12 protein-coding genes are annotated in these 12,015 nt (G+C 70.5%); 3 read left to right on the top strand and 9 right to left on the bottom strand.

Annotation, left to right across the window (positions count from 1 at the left end; all coding sequences use genetic code 11):
- Nucleotides 1-17: 17 nt before the first annotated feature.
- The 7 genes from ABZX85_RS43215 to ABZX85_RS43185 form a co-directional block, all read right to left on the bottom strand.
- Nucleotides 18-401, bottom strand: coding sequence for a PPOX class F420-dependent oxidoreductase (locus ABZX85_RS43215; RefSeq protein WP_355882325.1), 384 nt, complete (start codon nt 399-401; stop codon nt 18-20).
- A gap of 17 nt (nt 402-418) precedes the next feature.
- Nucleotides 419-1,669 carry a glucarate dehydratase family protein gene (locus tag ABZX85_RS43210; RefSeq protein WP_355882322.1) on the bottom strand — a complete coding sequence of 417 codons (1,251 nt, stop codon included), beginning with the start codon at nt 1,667-1,669 and terminating at the stop codon, nt 419-421.
- Nucleotides 1,666-2,568: a 5-dehydro-4-deoxyglucarate dehydratase gene (locus tag ABZX85_RS43205; protein WP_355882319.1), complete on the bottom strand. Its 903-nt coding sequence runs from the start codon at nt 2,566-2,568 to the stop codon at nt 1,666-1,668. Before ABZX85_RS43205 ends, ABZX85_RS43210 begins: the two co-directional genes overlap by 4 nt.
- Nucleotides 2,569-2,593: 25 nt before the next feature.
- Nucleotides 2,594-3,535 (bottom strand): carbohydrate ABC transporter permease, encoded by a 942-nt coding sequence (locus ABZX85_RS43200; protein ID WP_355882316.1) that lies wholly within the window; start codon nt 3,533-3,535, stop codon nt 2,594-2,596.
- Nucleotides 3,532-4,440, bottom strand: coding sequence for a sugar ABC transporter permease (locus ABZX85_RS43195; RefSeq protein ID WP_355882313.1), 909 nt, complete (start codon nt 4,438-4,440; stop codon nt 3,532-3,534). The genes ABZX85_RS43200 and ABZX85_RS43195 overlap by 4 nt, the downstream gene beginning before the upstream one ends.
- A complete protein-coding gene (locus ABZX85_RS43190; protein ID WP_355882310.1) occupies nt 4,437-5,768 on the bottom strand; it encodes a sugar ABC transporter substrate-binding protein in 1,332 nt (443 codons plus the stop codon). Before ABZX85_RS43190 ends, ABZX85_RS43195 begins: the two co-directional genes overlap by 4 nt.
- Before the next feature lie 140 nt (nt 5,769-5,908).
- Nucleotides 5,909-7,063, bottom strand: a complete 1,155-nt coding sequence (locus ABZX85_RS43185) for an NAD(P)/FAD-dependent oxidoreductase (RefSeq protein WP_355882307.1) — start codon at nt 7,061-7,063, stop codon at nt 5,909-5,911.
- Between the two features lie 53 nt (nt 7,064-7,116).
- Between ABZX85_RS43185 and ABZX85_RS43180 the strand changes: the two genes are divergently transcribed.
- The 3 genes from ABZX85_RS43180 to ABZX85_RS43170 all read left to right on the top strand — a co-directional run bounded on the left by ABZX85_RS43180 (nt 7,117) and on the right by ABZX85_RS43170 (nt 10,731).
- Complete coding sequence (locus ABZX85_RS43180) at nt 7,117-7,809, top strand: TetR/AcrR family transcriptional regulator (RefSeq protein WP_355882304.1); 693 nt, start codon at nt 7,117-7,119, stop codon at nt 7,807-7,809.
- A 583-nt stretch (nt 7,810-8,392) separates the two neighbouring features.
- Nucleotides 8,393-9,259 (top strand): hypothetical protein, encoded by an 867-nt coding sequence (locus ABZX85_RS43175; protein ID WP_355882301.1) that lies wholly within the window; start codon nt 8,393-8,395, stop codon nt 9,257-9,259.
- Nucleotides 9,260-9,393: 134 nt separating this feature from the next.
- On the top strand, nt 9,394-10,731 hold the full coding sequence (locus tag ABZX85_RS43170) for a S1 family peptidase (protein WP_355882298.1): 1,338 nt from the start codon (nt 9,394-9,396) through the stop codon (nt 10,729-10,731).
- Nucleotides 10,732-10,848: 117 nt separating this feature from the next.
- On the opposite strand, the gene ABZX85_RS43165 is transcribed toward ABZX85_RS43170, so the two are convergent.
- The gene (locus ABZX85_RS43165; RefSeq protein ID WP_355882295.1) at nt 10,849-11,022 is read right to left on the bottom strand and encodes a hypothetical protein; all 174 of its coding nucleotides are present in this window, start codon (nt 11,020-11,022) and stop codon (nt 10,849-10,851) included.
- A 115-nt stretch (nt 11,023-11,137) separates the two neighbouring features.
- Nucleotides 11,138-11,833 (bottom strand): L,D-transpeptidase, encoded by a 696-nt coding sequence (locus tag ABZX85_RS43160; RefSeq protein ID WP_355882292.1) that lies wholly within the window; start codon nt 11,831-11,833, stop codon nt 11,138-11,140.
- Nucleotides 11,834-12,015 lie beyond the last annotated feature (182 nt).

Below are 12,015 nucleotides of genomic sequence, written 5' to 3'. Positions count from 1 at the left end.
CGTGCCCCTCAGGCATGTCACAAGGTGATTCTGATGCCCGTCGTCCCGTCCGTCCCGCGCCGCAGCCTGCTCCCGAGCAGCGTGAGCCGGCCGAAGATCCCGTACTTCTTCGCGATCAGCGTCCGGTACCGGGCCGAGGTCGGCGCGTCGCAGATCACCGCCGTGCCCGGGACCTGCTCGCCGGTCGGGTTGCCCCGAGCGTCGCAGGGTCCGACCATGACGTCCGCGCGGGCCCTGATCCGCTTGACCTTCCACGAGTCGGCCGCGGACCAGGCGCCCAGCGCGTCACCGTCGCGGATCACCCAGACCGGCGTGGAGACCCCGGTCCCGTTCTTGCGGTAGCTGGTGATCAGCAGGTACTTGCCCGCGGCCAGCCGGTCGATCGGCGTGTCCTGTGTCATGTCCGCAGTCTAGGTACTCACCAGCGCGGGAGCCTCAGCTCGTACTCCGGCTGGAAGTTGCGGATGTAGCCGGTGTCGTCGCGGCCCTTCATCCCCGAGTCGAGGTAGCGGCGGTGCAGCCGCTCCAGGACGTCGTGGTCGAGGTCGACGCCGAGACCGGGTCCGGTCGGGACCGCGATCTCGCCGTTCTCGATCTTCAGGGGGCCGCCCACGATGATCTCGTCGCCGCTGTTCCACGGGTAGTGGGTGTCGCAGGAGTGGTCGAGGTTCGGGATCGCGGCGGCGACGTGGGTCATCGCGGCGAGGCTGATGCCGAGGTGGGAGTTGGAGTGCATGGACAGCTTGATCCCGAACGCCTCGCAGACGGCGGCGAGTTCACGGGTGCGGCGCAGTCCGCCCCAGTAGTGGTGGTCCGTCAGGAGGACCTGGATCGCGTTCTGTTCGATCGCCGGCTTCAGATGCTCCCAGGCGATCACGCACATGTTGGTCGCGAGCGGCATGGGAGCGGTCTTCGCGACCTCCGCCATGCCCTCGATCCCCCGGGTCGGGTCCTCCAGGTACTCCAGGACGCCGTCGAGCCGCTCGGCGACGTACCGCGAGGTCTCCACCGTCCAGGCGACGTTGGGGTCCAGGCGCAGCGGCTGCCCCGGGAACGCCTCGGCGAGGGCGCGCATCGCGGCGATCTCCTCGTCGGGCGGGAAGACGCCGCCCTTCAGCTTGAACGACTTGAACCCGTACCGCTCCTGCATGAGGCGCGCCTGTTCGACGATCCCGGCGGGGTCGAGGGCGGCGCCCCAGTCGTCGGTGATCGCGGGCCGGCCGTTCAGCTCGGGGTGTTCGGCCCACTTGTAGAAGAGGTAGGCGGCGAACGGCACCGCGTCGCGGACCCTGCCGCCGAGGAGGTCGCTGACCGGGCGGCCGAGGAGCCTGCCCTGCGCGTCGAGGCAGGCGACCTCGACGGCGGAGGAGGTCCAGCCGCGTTCGTGGGAGGAGTCGACCGTCGGCCGCAGCGCGGTGTCGATGGCCGCGCTGACGGCGGTCGCGTCGAAGACGTCCATGCCGACGACCGTCCGCGCGGCGATCTCCAGCCGCTCCAGGCGGACGGTGCCGCCGGGGGACTCGCCGAGGCCCACCGTGCCGTCCTCCAGGACGAGTTGGAGGACGATCCGCAGGGCGAGGGGTTCGTGGCAGCCGTTGGAGTTGAGGAGCGGCGGGTCGGAGAACGCGATCGGGGTGACGATCAGTTCGCGGATACGGGTGGCGCTCATGCGGCGACGGTCTCCAGTCCGTGGTCGAGGAGTTTCGCGAGCCTGTCGAGGTGGTCGGGGGTGGGGTCGACGAGGGGGGCGCGGACGCCGCCGGCGTCCAGGCCGCGCAGCCGGACCCCGGCCTTGACCAGGGCGACAGCGTATCCGGGGACCTCGTCGCGCAGGGCGACGAGGGGGGCGTAGAACTCGTCGAGGAGGGTCGCGACGAGGGCGGTGTCGCCTTCGGCGAGGGCCTTGTGGAAGGCGAGGGCGATCTCGGGGGCGAAGGCGAAGACGGCCGAGGAGTAGAGGTCGACGCCGATGCCCTGGTAGGCGGGGGCGGTCATCTCGGCGGTGGGCAGGCCGTTGAAGAACTGGAACTCCGGCCGCGCGGCGCGGATTCGGCGCACGATGCGGTGGAGGCGTTCCAGGTCGCCGAGGCCGTCCTTGAGGCCGACGACGTGGGGCAGGGCGGCGATCTCGGCGGCGGTGTCCTCGGTGAGGCGGGCGGTGCCGCGCTGGTAGAAGATCGTCGGCAGGCCGACCGCGCCGGTGACCTCCGCGGTGTACCGGACGAGGCCCTGCTGAGGGGCGGTGACCAGGTAGGGCGGGAGCAGCAGGATGCCGTCCGCTCCGGCGCGGGCGGCGCGTACGGCGTGGTCGCGGGCGACGGGGGTGGGCCCGCCGGCCGCGGCGAGGACGGGGACGCGTCCGGCGGTGGTCCTGACGGCGACCTCGGTGGCGCGTTCGATCTCGTCCGGCGTGAGGGCGTGGAACTCGCCGGTGCCGCAGGCGACGAAGACACCGCCCGCGCCCGCCCGCACACCGTTGTCGATGTGCTGGGCGAGGCGCTCCTCGTCGAGGCCGCCGTCCTTTCCGAAGGGGGTGACCGGGAAGAACAGCACTCCGTGGAACTTCATGTCTTCTCTCAGGTGGGGGTCCGGGTCAGCCCTTGGTGGCACCGGCGGCGATGCCGGTGACCAGCGAGCGCTGGAGGAGCAGGTAGACGATCAGGCTGGGGACGAGCGCGATGACCGCGCCGGCCAGCAGGACTCCGGAGCCGACCTCGGGGTCGGTGCGCAGGACCGACAGGGCGACGGTGACGGTGTAGTCGGTGGGGTCCTTGGAGGCGATGAGGGGCAGCAGGTACTGGTCCCAGATCATGACGAACCCGAGGACGCCGGCGACGCCGAGGGCGGGCTTGCACAGCGGGAGGACGACCTGCCACAGCATCCGGAACTCGCCGACGCCGTCGAGGCGGGCGGCCTCCTCGATCTCGTCCGGGATGTCCTTCATGAACTCGGTGAGGAGCATGATCGAGAAGCCCCAGGTGCCGAGCGGCAGGATGACGCCCCAGACGGTGCCCTTGAGGTCGAGGCCGACGACGGGGACGTGGCCGAGGACCAGGGAGAGGGGGATCGCGATGACCTCCTCGGGGAGCATCATCGTCAGCATGAACAGGGTCATGATCAGCGCCTGGCCGCGGAACCGGTGCCGGGCGAGGGCGTAGGCGGCGAGGACGGAGACGGCGAGCTGGAGCAGGAGGGCGCCGCCCGCGATGACGAGGGAGTTGGTGAAGTAGTCCCAGATGCTGCGCTCGTTCGCCACCTTGAAGTTGAGCAGGGTGGGGTGGTGCGGGAGGAAGGAGAGCGAGGAGCCGCTGGGGTTCTTGGTGAAGGCCCCGGCGAAGATGGTCAGGAAGGGGGCCGCGAAGACGCCGAGGGCGATCAGGCAGAGCAGGACGCGCAGGGCCCAGGCGACACCGGGACGGTCGCTCCAGCCGAGGGCGGTGTCGAAGCGGGCCGGGGTGGTGCGGGCGGCCTTGCCGGGCTTGGCGCCGGCCGGGGTCTTCGGTGCGCGGACGGGGTCGATGACAGGTGCGCTCATCGGACGTCTCCCCTCTTGCGGAAGTAGTTGACCGTGACGGTCAGCAGGAGCGTCACGCACAGGAGGACCACGGAGGCCGCGGAGGCGCCGCCGATGTCGTTGCGGGTGAAGCCGAGGGTGTAGGCGCGGGTCATCCAGACCTCGGTGGAGCCGGCCGGGCCGCCGTTGGTGAGGACGTAGACCTCGGTGAAGACGCGCAGGCCGCGGATGGCGGCGAGGGTGAGGACGATGCCGAGGGCGGGGCGGATCGCGGGGAGCGTGATGTACCGCAGGCGCTGCCACAGCGAGACGCCGTCCATCGCGGCGGCCTCGTACAGCGAGCGGTCGACGCCCGCGAGACCGGCGAGGATGATCACCATGTTGTAGGGGGCGCTCATCCAGATGCCCATGGCCATCGTCGACCACAGCGCGGTCCCCGGGTTGTCCAGGAACTGGGTCGGTCCCAGGCCCACGAAGCCCAGGACGTGGTTGAGGAGGCCGTCGGAGGTCGGGTAGTACAGCAGCCGCCACAGCTCACCGACGACGGCGGTCGCGGTGACGACGGGCAGGAAGACGGCCGTCCGCATGATCTTCAGGGAGCGGCTCTGGCCCTCCAGGAGCAGGGCGAGCGCGAAGCCGACGAGGATGCCGCCGAGGGACTGGCCGATGCCGAGGAAGAGGGTGTGGCCGACGGCGTCCTGGAAGCGGTGGTCGCTCAGAACCCGCGTGTAGTTGTCGAGGCCGACCCACTGGTCGCCGAGGAAGGGGCGCACCTTGAAGAAGCTGAGCCAGATTCCCTTGGCCATGGGCCAGAACTTGAAGAGGAGCGCGAGCAGCAGCGCGGGGGCGAGGAAGACCCACGGCAGGACGCTTCTCCTGCCGATGCCCGTGGCGCGGCGCACCGGGGTCGGGGTGGTCGCGGTCATTTCAGCAGGTCCTGGTCCTTGAGGTCACCGGCGAGGGTCTCGTTCAGCTCCTTGAGACCGGAGCGGACGTTCCCTCCGCAGTAGGTGAAGATCGAGTTCAGCGCGTCGGCGGTGTCCTGGCGGAACGGCGCCCAGTCGAGCGCGTTCGGGAACTGCACCGAGGCGTCCTCGTACGCCTTCTGCACGACGCCCCAGCGCGGGTCGTCGTGGACGGTCGCCGCGTTCAGCGTGGAGTTCACGGGGATGCGGACGACGGGCTGGTGGTCGCCGGTCATGGCGAGTTCCTGGCCCTCCGGCGAGACGAGGAACGCGGCGAGGGCCTGCTCCTGCTTCGTCTTGCCGGTCTTGGCGCCGAAGTAGATGTTCTCGCCGTCGGCCAGGACGTCGTTGTTGCCGGCGGGGCCCGCGGGGGCCGGGACGACCTCGTACTTGTCCTTGCCGAGGGCGGTGTCGTAGGTGGCGATGTTGTAGGGGCCGGTGAGGTACATCCCGGCGTTGCCGTCCTGGAAGTTGGTGGCGTTGCCGGTGACGGCGGTGATCGCGCCGGGCTGGATGACAGCGTTGTCGTCGGTGCAGAACAGGTTCTTCTTCAGCCAGGTGACGGCGTTGACGGCGGCGTCGGAGTCCATGACCGGCTTGTAGCCGCCGGTCTTGGTGGGCTCGATGATGCGGGCGCCGGACTGCCACAGGAAGCTCGCGCCCCACCAGGCGACGTAGCCGTTCGTGGCGCTGCCCGGGACGACCATCCCGTAGGTGTCCTTCTTGCCGTTGCCGTCCGGGTCCTTGTCCGCGAACGCCTTGGCCAGGGTCAGCAGGTCGGACCAGGTCTTCGGGACGGGCAGGCCGAGCTTCTCGCGCCAGTCCTTGCGGATGAAGAGGGTGAACGCCTGGCGGGAGTAGGGGATGCCGTAGTGGGTGCCGTCCAGGCCGACGGTCGACGCCCAGGTCTTCGCGTCGATCTGGTCGCTGCCGGCGATCGTCGCGGGGTCGATCGGCTTGAGCAGGCCCTGGCTCTGGTAACTGCCCATCAGCGCCGTGTCGTTGATCATGACGTCGGGGAGGTCCTTGGTGGACGCGCGGGCCTGGAGCTGCTGGTCGAAGTTGACGACCGGCTGGTAGTCGACCTTGATGCCGGTCTTCTTCGTGAACGCGGCGAAGACGCGTTTGTAGGTCTCCGCGGGGTCCGGGTTGCTGCGGGTCCAGACCTCCAGGGTGTTCGGGTCACCACTGCCGGCGCTGTTCGAGCCGCCGCACGCGGCGACCCCGAACATCAGCGCCGCGGCACCGAGGCTGGCGGCCAGGCGACGACTTCGTCGGCGATCCACCATGGGCACTCTCCGTTCATATCCGTGAACTCGCTTCACGAATCTAAATTAGGCGCTCAAGCTACGAACGGTTTCGGCCGCATGTCAAGACATGGCGCGCACGTTGCCGTGATGTGACGTGGAGGTCGGCGCGGGGACGGGGGTCAGGACGGCTGGACCCGGTCGAAGTGGGCGAGGGCCTCGGCGGGGTCCGGACCGACCAGGCGTTCCAGGCCGGCGGTCGTGATCGCGGCCCACCGCTCGGCGCGGGCCCACATCCGCTCCTCGAAGGCGCGGACGGCGTCGTCGGCGTCGTCCGCGTCCTCGGCGTCGTCGGCGGCCAGGACCGCCTCGGCGAGTTCGGCGCCGTCCAGCATCGCGAGGTTCGCGCCCGCCCCCAGCGGCGGCATCAGATGGGCGGCGTCGCCCAGGAGCGTTACGCCGGGGACGTGGGTCCAGGTGTGGGAGACGGGCAGGGTGTGGAAGGGGCGGGGGACGAAGGCGGTGCCGTGGCGCAGGAGGTCGAGGAGGGGCGGGGCCCAGCCGTCGAAGAGGGCGAGCAGGCTCGACCGGACGGCTTCGGGGTCGGCCGGGTCGAGGTTCACGTCCTGGTCGAGGGGGGTGCGGCACTTGTCGAGGGGGGTGCGGAACTTGGCGTACACCTTGACGTGACCGCCACCGCCCCGCTGGGCAACCAGGCCGCGGTTCACGCCGTACACCGCCAGGGAGCCGTCGCCGATCAGCCTCGCGAGGGCGGGGTGGCGGGTGTCGACGTCGTCGAGGGAGGTCTCGACCGAGGTGACGCCGGTGTGGTGCGGGGTCACCGGAGAGAGGGCCGGGCGGACCCGGGACCAGGCGCCGTCCGCGCCGACGACAAGGTCGTACACCTCCTCGCGGCCGTCCGCGAACCGGACGCGTACGCCGTTCCGGACGCCCGGCGCCACGTGGGTCACGGACCGGCCCCAGCGGACGTCCAGCGGGGCGCGCAGCAGGTCGCGGAGTTGGCCGCGGTCGATCTCGGGGTTGGCCAGGTCGCCTGGGGCCGGTTTCCAGTCGCGCAGGACGGTGCCGTCGGGGGCCAGGATGCGCATGGCTTGTCCCTCGGGGCGGGACAGGGCACGGAACTCCGCCGACAACCCGGCCTTGTCCAGGGCGAGTTGGCCGAGGCCCTCGTGGAGGTCGAGGGTGCCGCCCGGTGGGCGTGCGTCGGGGGCGAGGTCGCGTTCGAGGACGGTGACGGGGTGGCCGTGGCGGTGCAGGACGCGGGCGAAGGTGAGTCCGGCGGGGCCTGCGCCGACCACGGCGATGCGCTGTCTCATGCCGATACACTGTATTGAGGCGCTACGACGTATCGCAACAGTACGATGTGACCATGACCGTCTGGGACCGGCCGGAGCCGCCGACTCGCCCCGTGCCGCTCGACCGGGAGCGGATCGTCGCCGCGGCCGTCGCACTCGCCGACGAGGGCGGTCTCGACGCGGTGTCGCTGCGCAAGGTGGCCGCCCGGCTGAACGCCGGTCCGATGCGGCTGTACGGCTACATCGCCACCAAGGACGAACTGTTCGACCTCATGGTGGACGAGGTCCAGGCCGAGATCCTCCCCGAGGAGCCCTCCGACGACTGGCGGACGGCGCTGCGCGTCCTCGCCCTGCGCACCCGGCGGACCGCCCTGCGCCACGAATGGTTGACCGACCTCCTGGGCGGCCGTCCCACCCTCGGCCCCAACGGTCTCGCCGTCACCGAGGCCAGACTCGCCGCCCTCGACGGCCTCACCGACATCGACACCGCCCTGCGCGCCACCGAGACCGTCAGCGCCTACGTCACCGGCGCGCTCCGGCGCGAGATCGCCCACCTCCGTGCGGAACGTGCCTCCGGCCAGACCGACCAGGACTGGCAACGCGCCTCCGGCCCCCACGTCACCCGCATGCTGGCCACCGGGCGCTTCCCGGCCCTCTCCAAGGCCGTCCACGACGGGACGGAGGTGGACGCCGAGACGACCTTCACGAGCGGCTTGGAGTGGGTGCTTGATGCCGTGGGTGCGAGGTTGGTGGAGGGGGGTGGCTGAGGGGTGAGAGGGGGGTTGCGGGGGGGGCCGCTGAGGGGTGGGAGGGGTGGGTGCGAGGGGCGACGGCTGAAGAGCAGGAGGGGGGTGGGTGCAGGGGAGGGCGGGTGCAGGGGGCGGCTGAAGCGCGGTAGACGGGCGACGCGGGGGGGCTGCGGCGCGGCAAGCGGGCGGCACGCGAGGAGGTTGACGCGTGGCGGTGTCGACGATCGCTGGGACGGCCGAGGGCGCGGAGAACAGGCGGTGCGCAGAGAGGCTGACCCGCAGCGCGGGAACGGCTAGGGCGCGGAGAACAGGCGGCGCTCGAAGAGGCTGACGCGCAGCGCGCGGGAACGGCTGAGGGCGTGGAAAACGGCCGCCGCGCGGGGACGGCTGAGACGCGGGAACGGCTGAGCCCCCCGCACTGGCCGCCCCTCCCCCGCCTCCAACTCCCCTCCCCCGCCTCCAACCCCTTCGCTCGCCGTCACCTCCCTTCACCGGCCTCCACCAGACCTCGTCGGCCCTCACCGTTCCCCGCTGGCCCTCGTCACCCCGCCCGGCGGAAATTCCCTGTCCGACCCCCACCCCCGCAGAGCAGGATGGGGGCGTGAGGGAGATCGCCTGTGACGAGTCCGGGGCCGACGGGGAGAATCTCGTCGGTGGGAACACCTTGTTCTTCGCGCACGGAAGTGTGGACGTCCCGGTGGAATCCGCGGCGGGGATCATCGAGGAGATCAGGGGGCGCATTCGGTCGCCCGCCGAGGAGTACAAGGCGAATCACCTGCTCAGGGAGAAACACCGGGCGGTGCTGGAGTGGCTGCTCGGGGAGTTGTGCGGGTCGGCGCATGTGGTGCTCGTGCACAAGGAGTCGTTCCTGGTGGAGCGGGTGGTGGAGGTGCTGGGCGGGACTCCGGGGGACGCGGTGGCGCTGTCGCGGGAGGAGTTCGGGGCGCGGGAGTGGACCGCTTTTCTCCGGGCCGCCAATCGACTGCTCCGGGTACGGGCCGACGTCGATTCCCCAGTGCTCGTATCGGAATTCTTCGGAACTCTCGACACACTCCGCCGCACCGCTACCAGCGTTTTCCCGGCCCACCTCACCGACCGCCGGGAAAAGGCGTACGCCTATCGCGCCGGAATACCCGCACTGATCCCCCTCCTGGACCCCCTCTTCCCCGCGATCGTCACCACCGCCGCCCACTGGTCCGCCGACGCCGCCCCGGTCCACCTCGTCCACGACCGCCAGACCCTCCTCACCCCGGCCCGCATCGAATGGCTCCGGGAACGCGCCCCCGCCCTGGCCGGCATGCGGCTCGTACAGGCCCGCAGCGACCCCCGCGTCCAGCTCGCGGACTTCCTCGCCGGGATCGCCCGCAAGATCGCCGGGGACGAGATCAGCGGCGCGGGGGACCCGGTGCTGGGTGAGCTGCTGCGGCCGTATCTCGGGAGCAACGACCTGAAGAACGCGATCACTTGAGGTGAACACCCGTACGGTCGCGCGCGTATGAACAGTGGGCGCTCCACGACCACGGCGCCCCGCGGCGGCGAGCGTCGCGTGTTCGGGTTCGGGAGCCAGGTATGAGGCACGTACGACGACGCACCGTCCGGCGAGTGACACGGCTGGCGGCCGTCGGCGGACTCCTCCTGGGAGGGGCCATGGTCGCGCAGGTGGCGATGGCGAGTGAGACGCCGAACTCGTCGGCGCTGGTGCGGAGTTCGGCCGACGAGGCGGGGCAGACCGGCACCGAGCTGACGAAGAAGCTGGGGACGGCCCGGACGGCGGGCAGCTGGATCGGGGCGGACGGCAAGCCGGTGGTCGCGGTCACCGACGACAGCGCGGCGGACGCGGTCCGCGCGGCGGGCGCGCAGGCGAAGCTGGTCGGCCACAGCATGAACGAACTCAAGTCCGCGACCTCGACGTTGACGGCGGCGCCCCGGGTGCCGGGCACCGCGTGGTCGGTGGACTACCGCACGAACAAGGTGGTCGTGCAGGCGGACAGCACGGTCTCGGCGGACGACTGGTCGAAGATGACGAAGGTCGCCTCCGGCATCGGCAGCTTCGTCCAGATGGAGCGCACGCAGGGGAAGTTCACCACCCGGATCAACGGCGCGCTGCCCATCCTGTCGACGAGCGGGCGGTGTTCGGCCGGGTTCAACGTGACCAACGGGCAGCAGGACTTCATCCTGACCGCCGGACACTGCGGGCCGAACGGTTCGATCTGGTTCTCGGACAACCAGGCGTCGCAGGAGATCGGGCAGACCGTCGACTCCAACTTCCCCGGCGGCGACTACTCGTTGATCCAGTACGCGAACGGCAAGGCGGGCGACGGCGCCGACATCGTCGCGATCGGCAACGGCAACGGCGTCAAGATCACCGGCTTCGCCGACCCGGTCGTCGGGCAGAAGGTGTTCCGCAGCGGCAGCACGACGGGCCTGCGCGACGGCCAGGTCACGGCGCTGAACTCGACGGTCAACTACCCGGAGGGCACGGTCACCGGCCTGATCGAGACGAACGTGTGCGCCGAACCCGGCGACAGCGGCGGCTCGATGTTCTCCGAGGGCATCGCGCTCGGCGTCACCTCGGGCGGCAGCGGTGACTGCACCTCGGGCGGGACGACGTTCTTCCAGCCGGTGTCGGCGGCGCTGGCGGCGACGAAGATGCAGCTGATCGTGGCCGCGCAGGCGGACGGGACCCAGCAGAACGGCGGGGCGCCGGCCCCCGCCGCGACCCAGGCGGCGATCGCCCCGGGCGCGGCGGCGCCGGGTTCGACGACTCCGGTGGGCGGGATCGGCTCCACGCTCGCCTCCAAGCTGACCGATCCGCTGGCGGTGGGCCCCGGGCTGATGATCATCGCGGCCAGCATGGGGGCGCTGTTCTTCACGCGGTACATGCGCGAGGAGCGGGAGCGCAAGGAGTACCAGCGGTACTACTCGGCGAACTGGAGCTGAGGGGCCGGGGGTTGGCGGGGCCGGCGGGTTGCGGAGCCGGGAGCGGTGCGGGGCCGGGGACACACAGAAGGGCACCCACCGCGTGGTGGGTGCCCGAGGTAAGGGAGGCGGGAGGCGTCAGGCCGCGTCGGCCGATCGGTGGGACACAGCGGCCCACTCCGTCACCAGCCGCTGGTACTCCTCGCGCTGGTCTCCGCGCAGAATCCCGCCCGACCTGAGCCACAGGGCCCTGATCTCCTCGTTGACCTCCGCGGCCGATCGCTCGGTAAGGGGTTCAACAGTGATGGACATGGTGTGAATCTTACGGCGCGGGGGGTGAAGACCGCGTGAGTTAATAGGTTTCATTCCGGGCATATCGGACCGTGTTACTGATCACGTCAACTGCCCGGAACAAACCGGCGATCGGTCAGGTGCCGGGCTTGCGGCCGTAGACGAAGACGTCGTCCCCGTTGCGCAGCAGCGACCAGTACTTCTTCGCCACCGTGGGCGTCATGTTGACGCAGCCGTGCGAGCCCGGCGGGTTCCACATGCTCAGGCCCACCGAGTGGAACGCCTGGCCGCCGTCGAAGAACTGGGCGTACGGCATGGGCACGTTGTAGATGGTGGAGACGTGGTCGATGTTCCGCCAGTAGATCTTCTTCAGCCCCGTACGGGTCTCGAAGCCGTCCCGGCCCGTGCGCACCGGGACCGGTCCGTAGACCAGCTTCTTGCCGTCCTGTATCCAGCTGAGCTGGAGCGTCAGGTTCACACAGGCGATCCGGCCCTTGTTCGTCGGGCACTTGCCGTCCTTGTTGGGGTTGTTCCCCACGGCCTTCTGCTTGTTCATGAGATCCATCACGCCCCAGGTGACGGAACCCGCGTACCCGATGTTCGGGGTGATGCCGTGCTTGGTCTGGAACGACTGGATCGCCTTGCAGTCCGCGCTGGACTGCTTGCCGTCCACGGGCCGCCCCAGGAACTTCTCCACCTGCTTCTGGTACGGCCCCGCCGACGTCGTACAGCTCGCCGCCTGTGCCGTGCCCGCCCCGAGCCCGATCGTGAGCGGCGCCACAAGTCCCGTGACCCCGGCCACGATCGCGGCTCGTCTGCGTATGTCCCCCATGCCCTGCCTCCCTCGGAATGTTCCTCGCCTGTCTAGACCCCCACCCCAACACGTCGGTTGTACCCCACACGGGCCTGTGACAGAACATTGACATCCTCCCCCAGCTAAAGCAGGGGGATTCCTAGCTCAGGCTGCCTCCGGGAGCGGCGCTCCCTGAGGACTTCCGCCATCAGCACCAGCCG

Origin of the sequence: Streptomyces sp. NPDC004539 (assembly GCF_040610055.1) — a bacterium.
In the GTDB taxonomy this organism is placed as follows: Bacteria; Actinomycetota; Actinomycetes; order Streptomycetales; family Streptomycetaceae; genus Streptomyces.
The sequence above is the reverse complement of the archived record's forward strand: the minus strand, read 5'-3'. Positions and strand labels throughout refer to the sequence as shown.